The organism is Aliiroseovarius sp. (assembly GCF_030148435.1).
Lineage (GTDB): Bacteria > Pseudomonadota > Alphaproteobacteria > Rhodobacterales > Rhodobacteraceae > JASBTN01.
Genome location: NZ_JASBTN010000014.1, coordinates 34434 through 55124, shown reverse-complemented (window position 1 = coordinate 55124; position 20691 = coordinate 34434). Strand labels below are relative to the sequence as shown.

Below are 20691 nucleotides of genomic sequence, written 5' to 3'. Positions count from 1 at the left end.
CATTGTCCTCAATTGGTCGGGCGCTTCATACGCCAAAGCGCATAGCCTGTCATCACGATCCATGTCGCGGCGAGCAAAAACCACGTCATGGCATATTGCAGATGGTCGTTCGGGATGCCTTCGCTGGTTACGGGCAGAGGCAGCACGGAAGGGTCGGTTTCAGACCGCGCGATAATCAGGATGGGTTCGGTGCCCAGTGCGGCGGCCATCACCGCGACCTCCCGGGCATACCAATAGTTCCCGACCAGATCGTTTTGCGGCGTCGAGTCATAGCGTTCATCCGGCCAGTGCAGATTTCCGCTGACCTCCATCGGGCCGGTCACGCGGGGCGCATCCTTTGCGGTAACGCGCACATAGCCCCGGTCGACCATGACGCGCCGCCCGTCCACCTCGAAGGGGGCAATGATGCGAAACCCCGCCCCATGGTCGCGGGTCGAGACCAGAACGTGCAGTTCCTCCTCGCCCATCACGCCTGTGGCGGTGACGGGCAAATAGCGGTCGGCCGCGGGATCGGGATCGGCGGGGATCCCCACGGGGGCCGCGGAGATGCGCGCGTCGATCTCGGTCAGGACGGCCTGTTTCCACGCCAGGCGCTTCAGCTGCCAGGTGCCCAGCGACAGGAACGTAGCCAGGACGGCAACGGAGAGCAGGATGGTGATAATGACGCGCATCGGGTCCTCGAATTGAAAAAGCGCGGAGCCTCGGCCCCGCGCTTCTTAAACCCTGTCCGGAGATCAGGTTCAACCGCCCCAGATGTAGATAGCGGCGAACAGGAACAGCCAGACGACATCGACGAAGTGCCAGTACCAGGCGGCGGCCTCGAACCCGACGTGGCTTTGCGGGGTAAAGTGGCCCTTCATGGCGCGCAGCAGGCAGACCGCCAGGAAAATGGTGCCGATGATCACATGCAAGCCGTGGAAGCCGGTCGCCATGTAGAAGTTGGCGCCGTAGATATTGCCCGACAGGCCGAAGGACGCGTGGATGTATTCATAGGCCTGGAAGAAGGTGAAGAGCATGCCCAGCAGGACCGCCAGCAGCAGGCCGGTGACAAGGTCCTTGCGGTTGTTCTCATGCGCGAGGGCGTGGTGGGCCCAGGTCACGGCGCAGCCGGACAGCAGCAGGATGATCGTGTTGATCAGCGGCAGGTGCCAGGGGTCGAAGGTCTCGATCCCGACCGGCGGCCAGACACCGTCGACGGCAGGCGACTGGTCCGACATCGGGTACATGGCGTGTTTGAAGAAGCTCCAGAACCAGGCCGAGAAGAACATGACTTCGGACATGATGAACAGGATCACGCCGTAGCGCAGACCGATCTTCACGACCGGGGTGTGGTCGCCGACATGGGATTCGGTCACGACTTCGGACCACCAGGCAAACATGACATAGAGCACGCCGACAAAGCCGATGGCGAATATCCAGGGCGTACCGGCAGACATCCATTGCACGGCGCCAAAGAGCATGATGAAGGCGAAGAGCGCGCCCAGGAAGGGCTGAATGGAAGGCTGCAGGATGTGGTAGTCGTGGTTCTTTGCGTGCGCCATGTGTTTCGTCCCTGGTTCTAGTTATTCTCGGTGCTGCCGGAGGTCTCGGGCGTCAAAGCCGCCACGTCCTCGGGCAGTTCGGTTTCGTGGAAAGTATAGGACAGGGTGATCACGCGGGTGAATTTCGCCTCCCGGTCCTCGACGATTTCGGGGTCGACATAGAAGGTGACGGGCATGGTGACACGCTCGCCCGGCTGCAAAACCTGTTCGGTAAAGCAGAAACAGTCGATCTTGGAAAAGAAAAGACCGGCCGCATAGGGCGCGACGTTGTAGCTGGCGGTGCCGGCGATTGGACGGTCGGTCGGGTTCCAGGCCTCGTAGAAGGCCAGACCGGTTTCACCGATTTTCAGCTCCATCTCGCGCTGCATGGGTTTGAAGCCCCAGGGCATGTCGCGTTCCAGCGAGGCGTCGAAACGGACCTTGATGGTACGCTCCAGCACCACATCCGAGCCCGCCTCGGCGGTCTGTGTCACGCCGCCAAAGCCCGTGACCCGGCAAAACCAGTCATAGAACGGCACCGAGGCCCAGGCCAGCGCGCCCATGGTGACGGCGACGCCGACCATCCTGAACGCGGTCTTCTGCGGGGCGGTGAGGCTCATTCGCGCGCCTCCGCAGCCGGCAGGGTGTTCGGTTTCGGCCCGCCCACCTTGGCGATGGTCAGCCCGTAGACGAGGCCCACGTAGAGAACCAGCACCAGCCCCAGGCCCACGTTGCGGCTCAGGCGGCGGCGGTGGAGAGCATGTTCGACCTTCATTGCCATGTTACCAGCCTCCCATTTCGAAGGGTTTCAGCGAAGCCTCGATCAGCAACGCACCGTAATGCAGGAACAGGTAAAGCAGCGAAAGCTTGAACAGGCCCCGTTCGGCCGCGTGCTTGTCGGCGTCGCTGTCAGCATCCGTGCGGCGCCAGACCGCCCAGGCGCCCCTGAGGAACAAGAGGTTCAGTACCGTGGCCACGACCATGTAGACCGGTCCACCGATCGAGGTCAGCCCCAGCGCAATGGACACGCCGACCAGCGCCACCGTGTAGCCCAGGATATGGGCGCGGGTTGCCTTGCGGCCGTGGGTCACGGTCAGCATCGGCACACCGGCGTTTGCGTAGTCACCCTTGGTGAACAGGGCCAGCGCCCAGAAATGCGGCGGCGTCCAGGCCAGGGTCAGGGCGAACATCAGCACGCTTTCCACAGACATGCCGCCGGTGGCCACGGCCCAGCCGATCATCGGCGGGAAGGCCCCTGCGGCGCCACCGATCACGATATTCTGCGGGGTCCAGCGTTTCAGCCACATGGTGTAGATCACCACGTAGAAGAAGATGGTAAAGGCCAGAAGGGCACCCGCCATCAGGTTGGCGGCCAGGGACAGCATGACGACTGCGAAGACCGACAGGGAGATGCCGATCGCGAAAGCCTCGCCCTCGGTCACGCGCCCCGAAGGGATCGGGCGCGACCGGGTGCGTTTCATCTTGCGGTCGATATCCGCGTCATACCACATGTTCAGCGCGCCGGAGGCACCGCCACCAAGCGCAATGAACAGGATCGAGGCCAGCGCAACCATCGGGTTCACGCCCACCGGCGCGACCAGCAGGCCAACGAAGGCGGTAAAGACCACGAGCGACATGACCCGCGGCTTCAGCAGCTCGAAATAATCTCCGAACTGTGCCTCATAAAGGCCGGTCTGGGGACAGATGCGGGTCTTGTTATCGAAGCTTGCGTCGCTCATATCGGGTCTTCTGGGGCAGTTCCGGCTCGGGGCTGGCTTGGGGTGCGGGGCCGGGTCGCGGCCCCGCGAGGGATCTTTCACTCGGCGGAGGCCACGGTCAGCGCCGGGCTGACGCCGGCATATTCCTCGATGGCGCCGTTCAGCCAGGCATCATATTCAGCCTGGGTCACAGCCTTGACGGTGATCGGCATATAGGCGTGGTCCTTGCCGCAAAGCTCGGAACACTGGCCAAAGTAGATGCCTTCCTTGCCTTCCTCGACTTCGAACCACAGCTGGGCGATCCGACCGGGCACGGCATCCTGTTTCACACCGAAGGCCGGAATGGTCCAGGAGTGGATCACGTCGGCGCCGGTCACGTCCATGACGACCTTGGCCCCGGTCGGCACCACGACGGCGGTGTCGGTGGCCAGCAGGTATTCCTGCTCCGTATAACCGTAATCGGCCAGATCTTCCTTGGCCAGCAGGAAGCTGTCGAAGCCGAAGTCGTGGTCGGTGTATTCATAGCCCCAGTACCACTGATAGCCCGTGACCTTGATATGCACGTCGCCTTCCGGGATCTCCTGCTGCTGGAACAGGACCGGCAGGGAGTTCGCGCCGATGAAAACGAGGATCACGATCGGGATCAGCGTCCAGGCGATTTCGATCGGGGTGTTGTGGGTAAAGGTGCCCGGGGTCGGGTTGGCGCGGCGGTTGTAGCGGACGATAATGTACAGCACCAGCGCACCGACGAAGATCGAGATCGCGGTGATGATCCACAGAAGCAGGTTGTCCAGCCCCTGGGTATTTACGGCGATATCGGTCGCGGCCGGTTGGAAGCCCAGCCCGCCAGGCTGCGGAGCGCCAATGATTTTCAGGCCCTCCTGGGCAGAAGCGGCGGTCGCGGTCATCGTGGCGAGAGCGGCGGCCAGGCCAGCCGTGAGGGTCTTCATCGGTCGCATGTATCTTTCCTGTTCACTCGGTGCTTGAGCCGCACCCGGCCCGGGTCCACGCCTCCTCACGCGGGAATCCCGTTGTGTCCCTGTCGGTTTGAAACCATATCTAGAAACTGTGAACAAGGAAAATCTGCGCTGTTTTGTCGCTCTTGCACATTGTCGCAGCGCTAACAATAGGGGTTGTCATGTCCGAGGATACCAGATTCAGGCCGTTCGAGACTCACCTGGGCCAGGAAGAAGCGCTGTCCACCCTGCGCGCGGCGACCGAGGGCGCCGAGGATGGCGAGCTGTTTTTGGAGCGTCGCCGCAGCGAGGTTCTGACCTTCGATGACGGGCGGGTAAAGACAGCAAGCTACGACGCCTCCGAAGGCTTCGGACTGCGCGCGGTGAAGGGCGAAGTCTCCGGCTATGCCCATTCGACCGAGATCAGCGAGGCCGCCCTGAAACGGGCCGCGGCGACCACGCGTCTGGCGGTCGGGGACGGCGGTGGCGTCATGGCTGACTCCCCTGCCCAGACCAACCGGCGCCTCTATACGGACGAAGATCCGATGGCCGGGGCCGAGTTTCCCGTCAAGATCGAGACCCTGCGCGAGATCGACGCCTTCGCCCGCGACCTCGACCCGCGTATCGTGCAGGTCACAGCGACCCTCGCGGCATCGCTTCAAGAGGTTCACATCCTGCGTCCTGACGGCACGCTGGTCTCCGACACCCGCCCGATGACCCGGCTGAATGTCTCGGTGATCGTCGAACAGGACGGACGGCGCGAGGCGGGCGGCCACGGCGGCGGCGGGCGGCTTGGCCTGGACGGGCTGCTGGAACCCGCCCACTGGCAGGGCGTGACCCGCGAGGCGCTGCGCATCGCGCTGGTGAACCTCGACGCCGTGCCCGCCCCGGCCGGGCAGATGGACGTGGTCCTGGGTTCCGGCTGGCCCGGCATTCTGCTGCACGAGGCCGTGGGCCACGGGTTGGAGGGCGACTTCAACCGCAAGGGAAGCTCTGCCTTCTCGGGTCTCGTCGGCACCCGGGTTGCGGCCAGGGGCGTGACCGTGGTGGATGACGGCACCATTCCCGATCGCCGTGGGTCGATCACCGTGGACGACGAGGGAACACCGGGCGCGCGCAATGTGCTGATCGAGGATGGTGTGCTGGTCGGCTACATGCAGGACCGCCAGAACGCCCGCCTGATGGGCGTCGCCCCCACCGGCAACGGGCGACGTGAAAGCTACGCCCACACGCCCATGCCGCGCATGACCAATACGATCATGGAAGGTGGCACAGCGACCCGCGAAGAGGTGCTTGGCGAGCTCAGGGACGGCATATATGCGGTCGGCTTCGGCGGCGGTCAGGTGGACATCACCAACGGCAAATTCGTCTTTTCCTGCACCGAAGCCTATCGCATCGAGGGCGGCAGGATCGGCGCTCCGGTGAAAGGCGCAACGCTGATCGGCGACGGCCCGCAGGCGATGAAGCAGATCCGCGCGATGGCGAATGACATGGCGATGGACCCCGGCATCGGCACCTGCGGCAAGGCGGGTCAATCCGTGCCGGTTGGCGTGGGGCAGCCGACATTGCTCATCGGCGGGCTGACCGTGGGAGGTTCGGCCACCTGAGGCAACAGCCATAAGGGGGGAATAAATCCCGGTCCGCTTCACACCTCGTTAACCATTTCGCCCCTATGGTTAATCCGCAAGAACCGGAAACAGGACGACCAAGTGGATTTATTCCCTTCCTCCCACCCCCTCACCCCACCCCTCAGTGCGGAAGATGAGGTTGCCTGGCTCCGGCTCTTGCGCTCGCGCCGCGTCGGCGTGACGACCTTTTACAGATTGATACGCGAACACGGCACGGCACAGGCCGCGCTGGACGCCCTGCCTGAAGTAGCCCGCGCCGCCGGGGTGAAGGACTATCAGCCCTGCCCTGTTGCCGTGGTCGAAGATGAGTTGTCGCGCGCGCGCTTTGCCGGCGCGCGACTGATCGCATTCGGCTCGGCGGAGTATCCTGCGGCGCTGACCGAGATTCCCGATGCCCCGCCGCTTCTCTGGGCAATGGGCGATATTGCCACCCTGCACCGCCCAACCGTGGCCCTTGTCGGCGCGCGCAACGCGTCCTCGCTGGGCACCCGCATGGCCCGCAAACTGGCGGGCGACCTGGCACAGGCAGGAATTACCGTGGTATCCGGTCTGGCGCGCGGGATCGACACCGCCGCCCATGCCGCGGCACTGGACCACGGCACCACCGCCGCCGTGATGGCCGGCGGGGTCGATGTGCTCTATCCCAAGGAAAACACCGTACTGGGCGAAGAGATCGCCCGCCAGGGCGTGCGCCTGTCCGAACAGCCGATGGGCCTTTCCCCCATGGCGCGCCATTTTCCACGCCGCAACCGGATTATCTCCGGCCTTGCACAGGCGGTGGTGGTGGTGGAAGCAGCGGCAAAATCCGGATCGCTCATCACCGCGCGTGACGCCCTGGACCAGGGGCGCGAAGTGATGGCCGTGCCCGGCCATCCTTTCGACGCCCGGGCCTCGGGATGCAACATGCTGATCCGCGACGGCGCGCTCCTGGTGCGCGGACCGAAGGACGTGATCGAAGCCGTGCAACAGGCCATGCCCGAGGTGGAAGAGGCCGAACACTTCCCCCAACCGGTCGTCCCCGTCGAAGAGAGCCGGCACCCTGCGCGCCGCAGCCATGCAGACCATCTGGCGCTGCACAGGCAGATCCTCGACCGGCTCGGCCCCAGCCCAGTGGCCGAGGACCAGTTGATCCGCGACCTGGGCGCGGAGGCCTCGCAGGTCGCGCGCGGGCTCACGGATCTGGAACTCGACGGCAAGGTACATCGCGAACCGGGCGGGCTTCTGACGCGCCCGAACACCTAGACCCGTTCGCACCTCTGACCATCAACCTCCCCCGAACAGACGCTTGCGCCCGCTGACGCACCAGTGCTCCACAATGTCGCACCAGCGCCTTCCGCGATTCTTGCAGAAATGTTACAGAACGCTTGCGCTGCGTCGCAGCATGACTATAACTGGTCAGAAATCCTGACCAGTGAGCAGACGGGGGAGCCTGCCATGCCTGATTTTCGTAAGATCCTGATCGCCAACCGCGGTGAGATTGCCATTCGCGTGATGCGCGCGGCGAATGAGATGGGAAAAAAGACCGTTGCTGTCTATGCGGAGGAGGACAAGCTCGGCCTGCACCGCTTCAAGGCGGATGAGGCCTACAAGATCGGTGAGGGGATGGGGCCTGTGGCCGCCTATCTGTCGATCGATGAGATCATCCGCGTCGCCAAGGAATGCGGCGCCGACGCGATCCATCCGGGTTATGGGCTTCTGTCCGAGAACCCCGACTTCGTGGATGCCTGCGCCGCCAATGGCATTACCTTCATTGGTCCCAAGGCGGAAACCATGCGGGCTCTGGGCGACAAGGCCAGCGCGCGGCGTGTGGCGATCGAGGCCGGCGTGCCGGTCATCCCGGCGACCGAGGTGCTGGGCGACGACATGGACGCGATCCGCGCCGAGGCCGAGGCGGTCGGCTATCCCCTGATGCTGAAAGCCTCCTGGGGCGGTGGCGGGCGCGGCATGCGCCCGATCCACGGGCCCGAGGAGCTGGAAGAAAAGGTGCTGGAAGGCCGCCGCGAGGCGGAAGCCGCCTTCGGCAATGGCGAAGGCTACCTGGAAAAGATGATCACCCGCGCCCGCCACGTCGAGGTGCAGATCCTGGGTGACACCCACGGGGCGATCTATCACCTTTACGAACGCGACTGTTCGGTGCAGCGCCGCAACCAGAAAGTGGTCGCACGTGCGCCCGCCCCCTCCCTGTCGGAGGCACAGCGCGAAGAGATCTGCGAACTGGGCCGCAAGATCTGCAACCACGTAAATTATCAATGCGCGGGCACGGTCGAGTTCCTGATGGATATGGAGACCGGCAAATTCTACTTCATCGAGGTGAACCCGCGCGTTCAGGTCGAACACACCGTGACCGAAGAAGTCACCGGCATCGACATCGTGCAGGCGCAAATCCTTATTTCCGAAGGGAAATCCCTGGCCGAGGCGACCGGCAAGGCCTCGCAGTACGACATCCGCCTGAACGGCCATGCGCTGCAGACGCGCGTCACCACGGAAGACCCGCAGAACAACTTCATCCCCGATTACGGCCGCATCACCGCCTATCGCTCGGCCACAGGCATGGGCGTGCGCCTGGACGGCGGCACGGCCTATGCAGGGGGCGTGATCACGCGCTATTATGACAGCCTGCTGACGAAGGTGACGACCTGGGCGCCGACGCCGGAAAAGGCGATTGCCCGCATGGACCGCGCCCTGCGTGAGTTCCGCGTGCGCGGCGTGTCCACGAACATCGCCTTCGTCGAGAACCTGCTGAAACACCCGACCTTCCTGAACAACCAGTATACGACAAAGTTCATCGACGAGACGCCGGGCCTGTTCAAGTTCAAGAAGCGGCGCGACCGGGCGACCAAGATCCTGACCTATATCGCCGACATCACGGTGAACGGTCATCCCGAAACCGAGGGCCGCCCGCTGCCCGCCGAGGATCTGAAGGCGCCGAAAGCCCCGGCCCCGCGCACGGAACCCGCCTATGGCACCCGCAACCTGCTGGAGGAAAAGGGCCCGCAGGCGGTGGCCGACTGGATGGCAGATCAGAAACAGCTGCTTCTGACCGACACCACCATGCGCGACGGCCACCAGTCGCTTCTGGCGACCCGGATGCGTTCGATCGACATGATCAAGGTGGCGCCGACCTATGCGGCCAACCTGCCCGGGCTGTTCTCGGTGGAATGCTGGGGGGGCGCGACCTTCGACGTGGCCTATCGCTTCCTGCAGGAATGCCCCTGGCAGCGCCTGCGCGACCTGCGCGCGGCCATGCCGAATGTCATGAGCCAGATGCTGCTGCGCGCCTCGAACGGCGTCGGGTACACCAACTACCCGGACAATGTGGTGCAGGAATTCGTGCGCCAGGCGGCCGAGACCGGCGTGGATGTGTTCCGCGTCTTCGACAGCCTGAACTGGGTCGAGAACATGCGCGTCGCGATGGATGCGGTGGTGGACGCGGGCAAGGTCTGCGAGGGCACGATCTGCTACACCGGCGACATCCTGGATCCGAACCGCGCAAAATACGACCTGAACTATTACGTCAACATGGGCAAGGAGCTGCGTGACGCGGGCGCCCATGTGCTGGGGCTGAAGGACATGGCAGGGCTGTTGAAACCCGCCTCGGCCTCGAAACTGGTCAAGGCGCTGAAAGAAGAAGTCGGGCTGCCGATCCATTTCCACACCCATGACACCTCGGGCATTGCCGGGGCCACGATCCTGGCCGCCGCCGATGCGGGCGTCGATGCGGTGGACGCGGCGATGGACGCTTTTTCCGGCGGCACCTCGCAGCCCTGCCTGGGGTCGGTGGTTGAAGCCCTGCGCAACACCGATCGCGACACCGGGCTCGACATTGGCGCGATCCGCGAGATTTCGAACTACTGGGAAGGTGTGCGCGCGCAATATGCCGCCTTTGAAAGCGGCCTCGCCGCACCGGCCTCCGAGGTCTACCTGCACGAGATGCCCGGCGGACAGTTCACCAACCTCAAGGCGCAGGCGCGCTCGCTGGGGCTGGAAGAACGCTGGCCGGAGGTCGCGCAGAGCTATGCCGATGTGAACCGGATGTTCGGCGACATCGTGAAGGTGACGCCCTCGTCCAAGGTGGTCGGCGACATGGCGCTGATGATGGTCAGCCAGGGTCTGACCCGCGACGACGTGGAAGATCCCGACACTGACGTGGCCTTCCCCGACTCGGTCATCGACATGATGAAGGGCAACCTGGGCCAGCCGCCCGGTGGTTTCCCGGAAGGCATCGTCGACAAGGTTCTGAAAGGCGCCAAGCCCGACACCTCGCGCCCCGGTCAGCACCTGAAGCCCGTGGACCTGAAGAAAGCCCGCACGGAGCTTTCGGAAGAACTCGAAGGTTTCCAGGTCGATGACGAAGATCTGAACGGCTACCTGATGTATCCCAAGGTTTTCCTGGATTACATGGGCCGCCACCGGACCTACGGCCCGGTGCGCACCCTGCCGACACGCACCTTCTTCTACGGCATGGAGCCGGGCGAAGAGATCGAGGCGGAGATCGACCCGGGCAAGACGCTGGAAATCCGCCTGCAGGCGGTGGGCGAGACCGGCGAGGACGGCGAGGCGAAGGTGTTCTTCGAACTCAATGGCCAACCCCGCGTGATCCGCGTGCCTGACCGCAAGGTCAAGGCGCGGGCGCAGGCGCGTGCCAAGGCGGAAGCGGGCAATGCAAACCACATCGGCGCGCCGATGCCCGGCGTGGTCGCCAGCGTGGCCGCCACCGTGGGCAGCCAGGTCAAGGAAGGCGACCTGCTCCTGACCATCGAGGCGATGAAGATGGAAACCGGAATCCACGCCGAGCGCGACGCCACCATCAAGGCCGTGCATATCACGCCAGGTGCCCAGATCGACGCCAAGGATCTGCTGGTGGAACTGGAGTAAACCCGGCCCGAACCAACACAAACCGCCCCCGCGCCAGACGGTCGGGGGCGGTTTTCTTTTTCGCCTTCCCTGCCCCCGGGGAACGGTTGACAGGCCGCCGCCGCCTCTTCCACCTTCCGCTGATGTGGGTTCAGGGAGGACAATCATGTTCCAGATCACCGCCATCTACGCCGGGCTTGCGGCGCTTCTGTTTACCTGGCTGAGCCTGCGCGTCAGCCTCATTCGCATGCGCAAGCGGGTGAGCTATGGCGATGGCAGGGACAGGGCGCTGGGCCGTGCGATCCGAATGCAGGGCAACTCGGCGGAATACCTGCCTCTGGGGCTGATCCTTGTCGGGCTGACCGAGGCGCAGGGGGCGTCAGCGGGTGTCGTTCACCTGCTGGGCCTGCTGCTGTTGGGGGGGCGCGTGGCCTATCTGACCGGCTATGGGCGTGAAAGGCAGATCCTGCTGCTGCGCCAGAGCGGCATGCTGGCGACCTATCTGCAACTGGCCCTTGGCGGGGTTGCGGTGCTGCTGTACGCGCTATTGTGATCGGCCCGGAGACGCATCAAAGTTTTTCGCGGTTTTCTCAACTTTCCTCTTGCGGCCCCCCGGCATATTTCCTATTTCACGCCTCACCCAAGGACGCGGGCGTAGCTCAGGGGTAGAGCATAACCTTGCCAAGGTTAGGGTCGTGAGTTCGAATCTCATCGCCCGCTCCAATTTTCAAAACGGCCCCCGGCGAATAGCCGGGGGCCGTTTTGCATTATGCATCCCCTGATTGAAGCCCGCCAGAAAACGGGGGCCATACGGCCCCGAATTCGTGGACTTGCGAGTGGGCGCGACACCGAGGCTTCCGGGCCTTGGCTCCGGGGTCTATTCCACGGCAGCTTCGCGCGACGCAATTTCGTGGATCATCGAGCGAAGGCGCGCCTTGACCTTTTCATCGACGATCGAAGCCAGCGCCTGGGCTGCCCGTGCGGTACGGTCGTCGATCAGGTCGCCCGCCCCCGCGTCGGCGCCCTCCAGGCCATCGAAGAAAACACTCGGCCCGACATTCAGGAGTCGAGCGATTTCATAGAGCTTGCTGGCCGAGACGCGATTGTGGCCGGTCTCGTATTTTTGCAACTGCTGAAAGGAGAGGCCCAGGTTTGCAGCCACCTCCGCCTGGGTCATGCCCCGCAGCAGGCGCACTTCCCTGATCTTGCGCCCGACATGGGCGTCAACAGGATGGTTCATGTATTTTTCCCCGCGAAAATCTCGTATAACGAGAGTGAACCCCTGCCCGCCGGAGTACAATTGATGAGGTTTGAACCCAGAAAAGGGTTTCTTTCGCTCCGCGAATGGGTGATAAATCACCCATATCCATTCGGAGTACGCCATGCCCGCACCGCCGCTCCTGTTTGAAATGATGCGATCCTTCGTCTCACTGGCCGAGACCCTGAACCTCTCGCGCACGGTGGAGGAGCTCAACAGTACGCGCCAGACCGTGCGCCGCCACATCGCGACTCTCGAACAACACAAGGGCGGGCCGCTGTTTGCCATACGGGACCGAAAATACCACCTGACAGACTTGGGGCGCCATGCGCTGATAGAAGCTGACGAACTCGTCATTCGTGCGGATGCCTGGGTGGGGGGGCACTCTTATCACGTGAACGGGTTGCAGCGCCTTGGTCTGAACATGCCAGAGGGCTACACTTACTGCCTTCAACAACAGCCCCTGAGCCGGATCTGGCAAGACAGCTCCCCCTTGATCCAGGAAGGGTTTCAGACCTGGGCCCGGTCCTGCGGCGAGATCGAAAGCCCGCAGTACCGCGCGCTGCGCCCATGGCTGATGGTTTTTCGGCGGCACCACAACGAGTGGATCTGTGTCGATGTCGGGGAAAGGAGCTCTTATTCGAATTTCTACGGCTGGGCCTGGCAACGCAGCACCATCGGCAGGCCGATATCCGCCCTGCCCGGGGGGCACAATTTAGGGCGCCTGCTGACCATTCCATTCGAGAACGTACGGACCCTTGGCCATGCGCGGCTGGACCATATTTTTACCTCCCTAACCCCCAAGCATGGCCCAAATGCCGGCACCCTCGTCCCGGTCAGCTATCAGCGCCTGCTGACCGGATGCCGTTTTCCCGACGGCAGCTTCGCGCTGGCCTCGCTGATCGACCGCACCTACAACATTGACATCGAGGGGGTCAGCCGCGAGGAGGTGCGCTCCATGGATGAAGGGCTGGTCATGAATGTCGACATCCACGCGGAACTGGCCGACCGGCACGCCAAACCGGCCGGAAGGGCCCCGGTCGCGACCTGACCCGGGACGCAAGCCTGCCACATCTGAACCTTCCGTCCATTTGCCGCCTTCCCCCGCGCGGCCCGGGCGCCTATAACCGCCCCGACAAGACGAGGGACAACAATGCGCACAGCCGACGTCACGCGGGCCACCGCCGAAACCGACATCTCCGTCCAGGTGAACCTGGATGGCACCGGAGCCTATGACAACCAGACCGGCGTGGGGTTCTTCGACCACATGCTGGACCAGCTGGCGCGCCATTCGCTGATCGACATGACCATCCGCGCCAAGGGCGACTACCACATCGACGACCACCACACGGTCGAGGACACCGGCATCGCGCTTGGTCAGGCCCTGGCCCAGGCATTGGGGGACAAGAAAGGCATCCGCCGCTACGGCGAATGTCACCTGCCGATGGATGACGCCCAGGTGCGCTGCGCGCTGGACCTGTCTGCGCGCCCCTTCCTGATCTGGAACGTGGACCTGCCGACCCCCAAGATCGGCACATTCGACACCGAGCTGGTGCGTGAGTTCTTCCAGGCCCTTGCGACCCACGGCGGGATCACCCTGCACGTGGACCAGATCCACGGGTTCAACGCGCACCACATCGCCGAGGCGGCCTTCAAGGCCGTCGCGCGCGCCCTGCGCATCGCGGTCGAAACCGACCCGCGCAAAGCGGATGCGATCCCTTCGACCAAGGGCGCGTTGTAAGCAGTTCGAAACTGACAGGTGGCGCCGGAGTGTCCGTGCGCCGCCCCCATTTCCGCAAGTGAAAGCCAGACCATGAGCCTCACAGCTGTCATCGACTATGAAAGCGGCAACCTGCATTCGGCCGAGAAAGCGTTCCAGCGCATGGCGCAGGAAACCGGCGCGGGCAAGATCGTCGTGACCTCGGACCCGGATGTGGTGGCCAGGGCCGACCGCCTGGTTCTGCCCGGCGATGGGGCCTTCCCGGCCTGCTGGAAGGCGCTGTTTGATCATCGCGGCATCTTCGAGGCGGTGGACGAAAGCGTGAACAGCAAGGGCCGGCCCTTCATGGGCATCTGCGTCGGCATGCAGATGCTGGCCTCGGTCAGCCGGGAATATGTCGACACGGACGGGTTCGACTGGATCAAGGGCGAGGTGGTGCGCATCACCCCGGCCGACCCCACGCTGAAGGTGCCGCACATGGGGTGGAACGACCTGGTTATCGACAACCCGCACCCGGTGCTGGCGGGGGTAGAAACCGGCGATCACGCTTATTTCGTGCACTCCTACCACATGCGGGTCGCAAATCCGGCCGAACGCCTGGCCCATTGCGACTACGCCGGTGACATCACCGCCATCGTCGGGCGCGACAACATCATCGGCACCCAGTTCCACCCGGAAAAAAGCCAGGCGGCGGGCCTGCGCATGATTGGCAACTTCCTGACCTGGGCGCCCTGACAAGGCCATCCGAACGAAAAAGGCGCTCCCAATCAGGAGCGCCTTGTCTTTTTCGAAATCCGGAAACGGTTTACTGTACGCGCGTCCAGGTCTGTTTCTTGCAGATCGGCCCGACACAGCCCGAAACCTTCAGCACATCGCCATTCAGCACCATCTTCGAGCGGTATTCCTTGCCGGTCGAGGGTTGCCAGATCGTGCCACCAGCGTATTTGCCATTGCCCCGGGCATTCATGCCCCAGACCAGGCGTTTGCCGATATTGGCGCTGTTCCATTCGCCCTCTGCGTTGAAGGTGCGGCTGATCACACCGCAGATCTCCTCACCACAGGGGGCGATGGTGATATGGGCATAGCTGCCGTCATCCACCTGTGTTTTCCACACCCCTTCGACCGGATCGGCGGCCAGGGCCGGCAGGGTCAGGCCGATCAGCATCGCCACGGCTGCAAAGAGTTTCTTCATCATGTCCTCCCACTGGTTTTCGCGCATCCTGACCTGCTCCTGGTCAATCTGGCAACTGTTACGTTGAGGCAGGCCTCCGCTCGGCAATACTTGGCTTTCCCGGGCGCGCATGGCACAAGCACGCCGAACAGACAGGAGGCCCCCATGATCCTTTACCCCGCCATCGATCTGAAAGACGGCCAATGCGTGCGCCTTCTGCGCGGCGAGATGGAGGCGGCGACCGTCTTCAACGACGACCCCGCCGCCCAGGCCCGCGCCTTTCAGGACGCAGGCTGCGAGTGGATTCACCTGGTGGACCTGAACGGCGCTTTTGCGGGCGAACCGGTAAACGCCGCCGCGGTCGAGGCAATTCTGGGCGCGATCGACGTGCCCGCCCAGCTGGGTGGTGGCATTCGCGACATGGCGACCATCGCCACCTGGATCGAAAAGGGCCTCAGCCGCGTGATCCTGGGCACGGTGGCGGTGGAAAACCCCGATCTGGTGCAAGAAGCCGCGCGCGCCTTCCCCGGCAAGGTCGCCGTGGGCATCGACGCGCGCGATGGTCGCGTGGCGACCAAGGGCTGGGCCGAAGAAACCGACGTGATGGTCACGGACCTGGCGCGCAGCTTCGAGGACGCGGGCGTCGCCGCGATCATCTACACCGACATCAACCGCGACGGCGCGATGCAGGGCCCGAATGTCGAGGCCACCGCCGATCTGGCCCGCGCCATGTCGATCCCCGTCATCGCCTCGGGCGGTGTCTCGTCGCTGGATGACCTGCGGGCGCTGAAAGAGTGTGGTGCCAGCCTGAACGGAGCCATCTCGGGCCGCGCGCTCTATGACGGGGCCATTGACCTGGCCGAGGCGCTTGGGGTGCTGAAATGACCCGCAAACGGCTGGGACTCCTCTTGATCGTCGTCTCGGTTCTGCCCTTCGTCGGACAGATCGCCGGACTGCTGGCAATCGGGACCGCAGGCTGCACCGGGCCGGAATGTGCCTGGCTTTCCACCCTGCCCGGCCGTATCGCCGGAACGGCGGTGAACGCGGGCGCCTGGGTCATGTATACCGCGCCTCTGGGGGTGATCGGGCTGATCCTGATGATCATTGAGGGGATGAGGGCCGCAAACCGCCCCGACTGAACTTGCGTGACTGACATTGCGAAGGTGCCGCGCTTGCCCTATCACGGCCCCGGAAAGAACCCGGAGGCGACATGCTGAAAACCCGCATCATCCCCTGCCTGGACGTGGCCGAGGGGCGCACGGTCAAGGGCGTGAACTTCGTCGACCTGATCGACGCGGGCGACCCGGTGGAACAGGCACGCGCCTATGATGCCGCCGGCGCCGACGAGCTGGTGTTCCTGGACATCAAGGCGACCCATGAAAACCGCGGCACCATGTATGACCTGGCCACGCGCACGGCGGAACATTGCTTCATGCCGCTGACCATCGGTGGCGGCGTGCGCACACCCGAGGACGTGCGCGACCTGCTGCTGGCCGGGGCCGACAAGGTCAGCTTCAACTCCGCCGCCGTGGCCGACCCGGACGTGGTCGCGCGCGCCGCCGACCGGTTCGGCAGCCAATGCATCGTCGTCGCCATCGATGCCAAGACGATCGAGACCGACGCGGATGGTATCGGCACCAAGTGGGGCATCTTTACCCATGGTGGGCGCAAGCCGGCGCTGGACAGGGACGGCAAACAGATCGACGCGGTCGAATTCGCCAGGACCGTGCAGGAAAAGGGCGCGGGAGAGATCCTGCTGACCTCGATGGACCGCGACGGCACCAAGGCCGGGTTCAACATCCCGCTGACCCGCACCATTTCGGATGCGGTGAACGTGCCGGTGATCGCGAGCGGAGGGGTCGGCACCCTTGATCATCTGGTCGAGGGCGTGACCGAGGGCCACGCCAGCGCCGTTCTGGCGGCCTCGATCTTCCATTTCGGCGAATACACCATCCGCGAGGCCAAGGAACACATGGCCGCCGCGGGCATTCCGATGAGGCTGTCATGACCACGCTTGAGACCCTGGAAGCCACCATTCAGGCCCGGATCGGCGCTGATCCCGACAGCTCCTGGACCGCCAAACTGCTGTCCAAAGGGCCCGAGAAATGTGCCGAGAAATTCGGTGAAGAAGCCATCGAGGCGGTGATCGCGGCGGTGAAGAACGACCGCGAGAACCTGACCTACGAGGCGGCCGACGTGCTTTATCACCTGCTGGTCATGCTGGCGGCGCAGGAAGTGCCGCTGGCGGATGTGCTGGCCGAGCTCGACCGGCGCCAGGGCACCTCGGGCATTGCCGAGAAGGCCGCGCGCGGATAACCCGGCCCGCGCACCGTTTCAGCCTCAAACCACCCGCAAGGCCGGGCGCCCGAATAGCGTCGGTTTCACCGGTCCGCGCGGTTCGGCGGCCTGCGCGCGCAGAATGGCGAACAGGCCGGGATAGGGTTTGGCCATGTCACTTCTCCTTGAACAGCCCGCCACAGAATTGCACCGCGGGATGAACGGGCGGTTAAGCAATCCGCTCAGACAGCTCGGACAGGGACATTTCTCCGAAAATCCGCGGGTATTCGATCGCCGGGCAGCGGTCCATGACCACCTGCACCCCCGCAGCCCGGGCCCGGTCCGCGGCAGGTTCGTTCACCACTCCCAACTGCATCCAGACGGTCTTCAACCCGGGCAGATGTGCCAAAGCCGCGTCGACAATGGGCGCGACCGCCTCGGAGCGGCGAAAGATGTCGATCATGTCCACTTCATCGGGCAATGAGGCAATGTCGGGCACGACGGTTTCACCGAACATTTCCCGCCCGGCCAGGCCTGGATTGACGCCGATCACGCGGTAGCCGCGCCCGTGAAGAAACCGCGCCACACCGTTCGAAGCACGTTCCGGTTTGTGCGACAGCCCAATCACCGCAATGGTGCGGCTGCGTTTCAGAATATCTGCGATACTGCTCATGCGCCCACCCTAACCCATTCATCCTCATAAAAAAGCGCCCGGGTTGTGCCCGGGCGCAGAGTGTGTGGAACGAGGGACAGTGAAGTGAGATATCGGGGGTTCCACACCCCGCTCTCGTATGGGCACATAGGATCTCTTTCGTTTCAAAAAAGAGGGTGTAAAGAACTTGTGAAGATCCGGTTAACGCTTCGAAAACTCACGATTCAAGGATTCCGGGCCAGTTGGCCATGCCCTTGGCGATGTTCCCGGGCACGTCCCTCAACCACAATTCGCGGGCGCGCAGGCTGGCGTTCAGGTAAAGACGGTCCTCGAACACGGTCCAGGCCTCGGGCACCGTCGGGGCAAGATAGCCCAGGCTGGCGGCATAGGCACAGTAGCCCCCGAATTTGGGGGTAAAACGGTCACGGTCAGCCAGAAACATGTCGCGGTTGGTGGCAGAGGCGAATCGCAGCGTGGCACCGTCCCAGTCGGCGGTGAATTCGGCCAGCCCCTCGACCGGCGCGCCCTCGGTGAAATAGGCGACCGGGTCATGGCCGTTGATCGCCACGCCATCGATGTTGAACACGGCGTGGCTGGCGGCCCGGGCCGTCCGGGCAATGGCGGGGATCATCGGGGCGGCGGCAAGGCCGGCCAACAGGGTGCGGCGGGTCAGCATGGGGGCTCCTTTCGGTTGGTTTCCCCCAATCTGGCGTGTCAGGCGCCCGGCGTAACCCCGCCTCGCGTGTCTGTGACCGGTTGTGTGGGCCTACATATGCGCCCGCGCCGCATAAAGTCCCACGGCGGCGGCATTGGAGACGTTCAGAGAGCCGAATCCTCGCGCGGCGTCGATCTTGACCAACTTGTCGCAGGTTTCCTTGGTGCGTTGTCGCAGGCCCGGGCCTTCCGCGCCCAGCACCAGCCCGATCGCCCTGCCCGTCGCGCCGTCCAAAGCCTGATCCAGCGTGACCTCGGCCTCGCCATCCATGCCGTAGAGCAGAAAGCCCATTTCGCGCAGCGCCTCCATCGTGTCGGCCAGGTTGCGCACCTTCAGATAGGGCTGGCGTTCCAGCGCGCCCGAGGCGGTCTTGGCCAGCGCCCCTGTTTCGGGCGCCGAGTGGCGGGCGGGCGCAATCACCGCGCGCGCTCCGAACACCTCGGCAGACCGCAGGATCGCCCCCACGTTATGCGGGTCGGTCACACGGTCCAGAAGCAGCACCAGCGGAGCGCCCTCGCCCTGCACACAGACCTCTTCGAGCGAGCCCCACGACAGCGGCTTCACTTCCAGCGCTGCGCCCTGGTGCACGGACCCCGGATCAATCGGAACCGAAAATTTGCGCGGATCGACGATCTCGGGCGCCATGCCCGAAGCGGCGATGGCCTCGCCCAGCTTGTCGGCGGCGTTCTTGGTCAGCACCAGACGCAGGCGTTCCCGGGCCGGGTTCATTAGCGCATCGCGCACCGCGTGAAGCCCGAAAAGCCACACGGTCTGCGCCGCCGCCGCGCGCTTGGATTGCTCTTTCTCGATGACCCATTTGGGCTTTCTCATGGGTCCGTTCCCCTGCATGTATGACAGGCGCAGGTAATGCGTCAGACAAAGGCACATCGCAAGCAATTTTCCAGTTGACGCCGCAATGCACTGGGCTTATTCAGCCCCTCACGTCAGGCAGCGCAAGCGCCGGGCAAGTGGGCGACAGGCCGCAAGGTGTGGCAGGGGACTGTAACTCCCTCGCGGAGACGCACGCTTGGTTCGATTCCAAGGTCGCCCACCACTTTCCCCTCGGACAACCCATGAAACTGGCTGCTCGACGCGGGTGGCACTCCGTCGCAGGCAGGGAAACCTACGTTTCGGGCTCGGAAATTTTCGCGCTTTTTCAGTAGTTTTGGCGAAAAATCGCATGGGGCGGGCAGGTTTCCGCCTAGCGGAAGCTTTATGTTAACCCGATGTTGACCGAAAACGCCGTTCAATGCGAAACGACGCCAATTGACGTGTCAAACGGTGTCGCAAGACCACTCACGGGACAGAGAACCAGAATGATCCACCTTGCTTCGTTCAAGCGCATGGCCTTTGCTGTGTCCATGGCTATTGCTTCCCTTGCGGCCGCCCCCGCGCAGGCATTGGTGCTGTGCGGCAATGACTTGACCCGTGAAATCCCTCGCCGCACGGCACGGGCGACCTCCGGCAGTGCCGTGATGGACCGCGTGATGAGCCTTGGCGGCGTCGAGCGTGACAGCGCAATCACCCGCGAGGTGCTGTCTGGCAATATCCCAGAATATCTGCGCCAGCTGGTGCCCGTCGGCTTTAACGGCACATTGTCGAATGGCGAACAGGTTGTCGTGGTGCTCTGCGTGACGCCGGACTACCTGGCCGTCGGCTCGGACAGCGATTACGTGCGCGTGCCACTGGGTCTGCCCGCCGCAGCGCGCATTGCGGACGAGCTGGGGTTCTTCCTGCCCACCACCCGCATTGTCGATGCGATATACGAACAGGCCGACGTTCAACTGCCGCCCTCGCCGATGAAACCGACCAGCGCGATGGTCACAACCGACTACATGCGCCGTCATGACGCCACGGTAACGCAGCAGCGCGCCCGCGTGACCCGCTTTCTGGACACGCTGACAGCCGGGCAGAAGAAGGACCTCGTGCTGACCACCCGGCTCTACAGCAAACCCGGGCAGGTGGCGATTTATGGCTGGCACCGCCCGAACGGCCGTCCGATTCAGCCCCTGTCGACCGTGCATGGCGCACAATATGCGGATTACAGCCACGGCATTCGCCTGGTCGCCCGCATCGCCTATGTGAACGGCCGAAAAGTGCCATTGGAAGAGCTCATGCGCCACCCGGAACTGGCCGGCCTGGTCAGCTCCGAAGGCCCGGTGGACCCGGCGCGGCTGCAGGCTTCGCTGTACTAGGCGACTTTCGTTGCAAACTTGAAACGC

23 protein-coding genes and 2 tRNA genes are annotated in these 20691 nt (G+C 64.0%); 14 read left to right on the top strand and 11 right to left on the bottom strand.

The genetic code is table 11. The annotated features are described in order from the left end of the window. Positions 1-8: 8 nt before the first annotated feature. From Q1V43_RS02980 to coxB, 6 genes are all read right to left on the bottom strand, one after another. The gene (locus Q1V43_RS02980; RefSeq protein WP_300513777.1) at positions 9-671 is read right to left on the bottom strand and encodes an SURF1 family protein; all 663 of its coding nucleotides are present in this window, start codon (positions 669-671) and stop codon (positions 9-11) included. A 69-nt stretch (positions 672-740) separates the two neighbouring features. Further along, a complete protein-coding gene (locus Q1V43_RS02975; protein WP_300513775.1) occupies positions 741-1541 on the bottom strand; it encodes a cytochrome c oxidase subunit 3 in 801 nt (266 codons plus the stop codon). Between the two features lie 17 nt (positions 1542-1558). Next, positions 1559-2140 carry a cytochrome c oxidase assembly protein gene (locus Q1V43_RS02970; protein WP_300513773.1) on the bottom strand — a complete coding sequence of 194 codons (582 nt, stop codon included), beginning with the start codon at positions 2138-2140 and terminating at the stop codon, positions 1559-1561. Beyond that, positions 2137-2301, bottom strand: coding sequence for a hypothetical protein (locus Q1V43_RS02965; protein ID WP_300513772.1), 165 nt, complete (start codon positions 2299-2301; stop codon positions 2137-2139). The genes Q1V43_RS02970 and Q1V43_RS02965 overlap by 4 nt, the downstream gene beginning before the upstream one ends. Before the next feature lies 1 nt (position 2302). Then, a complete protein-coding gene (cyoE, locus tag Q1V43_RS02960) occupies positions 2303-3259 on the bottom strand; it encodes a heme o synthase (protein ID WP_300513770.1) in 957 nt (318 codons plus the stop codon). A 77-nt stretch (positions 3260-3336) separates the two neighbouring features. Beyond that, entirely contained in the window at positions 3337-4188 is an 852-nt protein-coding gene (gene coxB, locus Q1V43_RS02955) for a cytochrome c oxidase subunit II (RefSeq protein ID WP_300513797.1), read from the bottom strand. Between the two features lie 188 nt (positions 4189-4376). On the opposite strand from coxB, the gene tldD reads away from it, so the two are divergent. The 5 genes from tldD (at position 4377) to Q1V43_RS02930 (ending at position 11399) form a co-directional block, all read left to right on the top strand. Next, positions 4377-5801: a metalloprotease TldD gene (gene tldD / locus Q1V43_RS02950; RefSeq protein WP_300513767.1), complete on the top strand. Its 1425-nt coding sequence runs from the start codon at positions 4377-4379 to the stop codon at positions 5799-5801. 102 nt (positions 5802-5903) lie between these two features. Next, the gene (gene dprA, locus Q1V43_RS02945) at positions 5904-7064 is read left to right on the top strand and encodes a DNA-processing protein DprA (RefSeq protein ID WP_300513765.1); all 1161 of its coding nucleotides are present in this window, start codon (positions 5904-5906) and stop codon (positions 7062-7064) included. A gap of 192 nt (positions 7065-7256) precedes the next feature. Further along, the gene (locus Q1V43_RS02940) at positions 7257-10697 is read left to right on the top strand and encodes a pyruvate carboxylase (protein ID WP_300513763.1); all 3441 of its coding nucleotides are present in this window, start codon (positions 7257-7259) and stop codon (positions 10695-10697) included. A 145-nt stretch (positions 10698-10842) separates the two neighbouring features. After that, a complete protein-coding gene (locus Q1V43_RS02935; protein ID WP_300513761.1) occupies positions 10843-11229 on the top strand; it encodes an MAPEG family protein in 387 nt (128 codons plus the stop codon). Positions 11230-11324: 95 nt separating this feature from the next. Beyond that, positions 11325-11399: transfer RNA gene (locus tag Q1V43_RS02930), tRNA-Gly, on the top strand. Between the two features lie 154 nt (positions 11400-11553). Here the strand turns inward: Q1V43_RS02930 and Q1V43_RS02925 are convergent. Continuing rightward, positions 11554-11916: a helix-turn-helix transcriptional regulator gene (locus tag Q1V43_RS02925; RefSeq protein WP_300513759.1), complete on the bottom strand. Its 363-nt coding sequence runs from the start codon at positions 11914-11916 to the stop codon at positions 11554-11556. Between the two features lie 142 nt (positions 11917-12058). Between Q1V43_RS02925 and Q1V43_RS02920 the strand changes: the two genes are divergently transcribed. The 3 genes from Q1V43_RS02920 to hisH all read left to right on the top strand — a co-directional run bounded on the left by Q1V43_RS02920 (position 12059) and on the right by hisH (position 14389). Beyond that, on the top strand, positions 12059-12985 hold the full coding sequence (locus Q1V43_RS02920; protein ID WP_300513757.1) for a LysR family transcriptional regulator: 927 nt from the start codon (positions 12059-12061) through the stop codon (positions 12983-12985). 102 nt (positions 12986-13087) lie between these two features. Beyond that, positions 13088-13675 (top strand): imidazoleglycerol-phosphate dehydratase HisB, encoded by a 588-nt coding sequence (gene hisB / locus Q1V43_RS02915; RefSeq protein ID WP_300513755.1) that lies wholly within the window; start codon positions 13088-13090, stop codon positions 13673-13675. Between the two features lie 72 nt (positions 13676-13747). Next, positions 13748-14389: an imidazole glycerol phosphate synthase subunit HisH gene (hisH, locus tag Q1V43_RS02910; RefSeq protein WP_300513753.1), complete on the top strand. Its 642-nt coding sequence runs from the start codon at positions 13748-13750 to the stop codon at positions 14387-14389. Positions 14390-14459: 70 nt separating this feature from the next. Here hisH and Q1V43_RS02905 read toward each other — a convergent pair whose 3' ends face one another. After that, a complete protein-coding gene (locus tag Q1V43_RS02905; RefSeq protein ID WP_300513795.1) occupies positions 14460-14846 on the bottom strand; it encodes a DUF2147 domain-containing protein in 387 nt (128 codons plus the stop codon). A 144-nt stretch (positions 14847-14990) separates the two neighbouring features. Here Q1V43_RS02905 and hisA point away from each other — a divergent pair, with 144 nt between their 5' ends. From hisA to Q1V43_RS02885, 4 genes are all read left to right on the top strand, one after another. Beyond that, positions 14991-15710 carry a 1-(5-phosphoribosyl)-5-[(5-phosphoribosylamino)methylideneamino]imidazole-4-carboxamide isomerase gene (gene hisA, locus Q1V43_RS02900; RefSeq protein ID WP_300513751.1) on the top strand — a complete coding sequence of 240 codons (720 nt, stop codon included), beginning with the start codon at positions 14991-14993 and terminating at the stop codon, positions 15708-15710. Continuing rightward, positions 15707-15964 carry a hypothetical protein gene (locus tag Q1V43_RS02895; RefSeq protein WP_300513749.1) on the top strand — a complete coding sequence of 86 codons (258 nt, stop codon included), beginning with the start codon at positions 15707-15709 and terminating at the stop codon, positions 15962-15964. Before hisA ends, Q1V43_RS02895 begins: the two co-directional genes overlap by 4 nt. 71 nt (positions 15965-16035) lie before the next feature. Next, a complete protein-coding gene (hisF, locus tag Q1V43_RS02890; protein WP_300513747.1) occupies positions 16036-16833 on the top strand; it encodes an imidazole glycerol phosphate synthase subunit HisF in 798 nt (265 codons plus the stop codon). Then, positions 16830-17141 (top strand): phosphoribosyl-ATP diphosphatase, encoded by a 312-nt coding sequence (locus Q1V43_RS02885; RefSeq protein ID WP_300513745.1) that lies wholly within the window; start codon positions 16830-16832, stop codon positions 17139-17141. The genes hisF and Q1V43_RS02885 overlap by 4 nt, the downstream gene beginning before the upstream one ends. Positions 17142-17331: 190 nt before the next feature. On the opposite strand, the gene Q1V43_RS02880 is transcribed toward Q1V43_RS02885, so the two are convergent. From Q1V43_RS02880 to rlmB, 3 genes are all read right to left on the bottom strand, one after another. Continuing rightward, complete coding sequence (locus Q1V43_RS02880; protein ID WP_300513743.1) at positions 17332-17775, bottom strand: CoA-binding protein; 444 nt, start codon at positions 17773-17775, stop codon at positions 17332-17334. A 196-nt stretch (positions 17776-17971) separates the two neighbouring features. Next, entirely contained in the window at positions 17972-18430 is a 459-nt protein-coding gene (locus Q1V43_RS02875; RefSeq protein WP_300513741.1) for a YHS domain-containing (seleno)protein, read from the bottom strand. A 90-nt stretch (positions 18431-18520) separates the two neighbouring features. Further along, a complete protein-coding gene (gene rlmB / locus Q1V43_RS02870; RefSeq protein ID WP_300513740.1) occupies positions 18521-19300 on the bottom strand; it encodes a 23S rRNA (guanosine(2251)-2'-O)-methyltransferase RlmB in 780 nt (259 codons plus the stop codon). A gap of 139 nt (positions 19301-19439) precedes the next feature. On the opposite strand from rlmB, the gene Q1V43_RS02865 reads away from it, so the two are divergent. Both Q1V43_RS02865 and Q1V43_RS02860 read left to right on the top strand, forming a co-directional pair. Next, a tRNA-Tyr gene (locus Q1V43_RS02865) sits at positions 19440-19523 on the top strand. A gap of 307 nt (positions 19524-19830) precedes the next feature. Beyond that, positions 19831-20664: a hypothetical protein gene (locus Q1V43_RS02860; protein ID WP_300513738.1), complete on the top strand. Its 834-nt coding sequence runs from the start codon at positions 19831-19833 to the stop codon at positions 20662-20664. Positions 20665-20691: the final 27 nt, after the last annotated feature.

What these genes read in the sequence shown, in the direction of transcription:
- Q1V43_RS02980 (WP_300513777.1), bottom strand. Translation starts at nt 671, where the DNA reads ATGCGCGTCATTATCACCATCCTGCTCTCCGTTGCCGTCCTGGCTACG.
- Q1V43_RS02975 (WP_300513775.1), bottom strand. Translation starts at nt 1,541, where the DNA reads ATGGCGCACGCAAAGAACCACGACTACCACATCCTGCAGCCTTCCATT.
- Q1V43_RS02970 (WP_300513773.1), bottom strand. Translation starts at nt 2,140, where the DNA reads ATGAGCCTCACCGCCCCGCAGAAGACCGCGTTCAGGATGGTCGGCGTC.
- Q1V43_RS02965 (WP_300513772.1), bottom strand. Translation starts at nt 2,301, where the DNA reads ATGGCAATGAAGGTCGAACATGCTCTCCACCGCCGCCGCCTGAGCCGC.
- cyoE (WP_300513770.1), bottom strand. Translation starts at nt 3,259, where the DNA reads ATGAGCGACGCAAGCTTCGATAACAAGACCCGCATCTGTCCCCAGACC.
- coxB (WP_300513797.1), bottom strand. Translation starts at nt 4,188, where the DNA reads ATGAAGACCCTCACGGCTGGCCTGGCCGCCGCTCTCGCCACGATGACC.
- tldD (WP_300513767.1), top strand. Translation starts at nt 4,377, where the DNA reads ATGTCCGAGGATACCAGATTCAGGCCGTTCGAGACTCACCTGGGCCAG.
- Q1V43_RS02940 (WP_300513763.1), top strand. Translation starts at nt 7,257, where the DNA reads ATGCCTGATTTTCGTAAGATCCTGATCGCCAACCGCGGTGAGATTGCC.
- Q1V43_RS02935 (WP_300513761.1), top strand. Translation starts at nt 10,843, where the DNA reads ATGTTCCAGATCACCGCCATCTACGCCGGGCTTGCGGCGCTTCTGTTT.
- Q1V43_RS02925 (WP_300513759.1), bottom strand. Translation starts at nt 11,916, where the DNA reads ATGAACCATCCTGTTGACGCCCATGTCGGGCGCAAGATCAGGGAAGTG.
- Q1V43_RS02920 (WP_300513757.1), top strand. Translation starts at nt 12,059, where the DNA reads ATGCCCGCACCGCCGCTCCTGTTTGAAATGATGCGATCCTTCGTCTCA.
- hisB (WP_300513755.1), top strand. Translation starts at nt 13,088, where the DNA reads ATGCGCACAGCCGACGTCACGCGGGCCACCGCCGAAACCGACATCTCC.
- hisH (WP_300513753.1), top strand. Translation starts at nt 13,748, where the DNA reads ATGAGCCTCACAGCTGTCATCGACTATGAAAGCGGCAACCTGCATTCG.
- Q1V43_RS02905 (WP_300513795.1), bottom strand. Translation starts at nt 14,846, where the DNA reads ATGAAGAAACTCTTTGCAGCCGTGGCGATGCTGATCGGCCTGACCCTG.
- hisA (WP_300513751.1), top strand. Translation starts at nt 14,991, where the DNA reads ATGATCCTTTACCCCGCCATCGATCTGAAAGACGGCCAATGCGTGCGC.
- Q1V43_RS02895 (WP_300513749.1), top strand. Translation starts at nt 15,707, where the DNA reads ATGACCCGCAAACGGCTGGGACTCCTCTTGATCGTCGTCTCGGTTCTG.
- hisF (WP_300513747.1), top strand. Translation starts at nt 16,036, where the DNA reads ATGCTGAAAACCCGCATCATCCCCTGCCTGGACGTGGCCGAGGGGCGC.
- Q1V43_RS02885 (WP_300513745.1), top strand. Translation starts at nt 16,830, where the DNA reads ATGACCACGCTTGAGACCCTGGAAGCCACCATTCAGGCCCGGATCGGC.
- Q1V43_RS02880 (WP_300513743.1), bottom strand. Translation starts at nt 17,775, where the DNA reads ATGAGCAGTATCGCAGATATTCTGAAACGCAGCCGCACCATTGCGGTG.
- Q1V43_RS02875 (WP_300513741.1), bottom strand. Translation starts at nt 18,430, where the DNA reads ATGCTGACCCGCCGCACCCTGTTGGCCGGCCTTGCCGCCGCCCCGATG.
- rlmB (WP_300513740.1), bottom strand. Translation starts at nt 19,300, where the DNA reads ATGAGAAAGCCCAAATGGGTCATCGAGAAAGAGCAATCCAAGCGCGCG.
- Q1V43_RS02860 (WP_300513738.1), top strand. Translation starts at nt 19,831, where the DNA reads ATGGCTATTGCTTCCCTTGCGGCCGCCCCCGCGCAGGCATTGGTGCTG.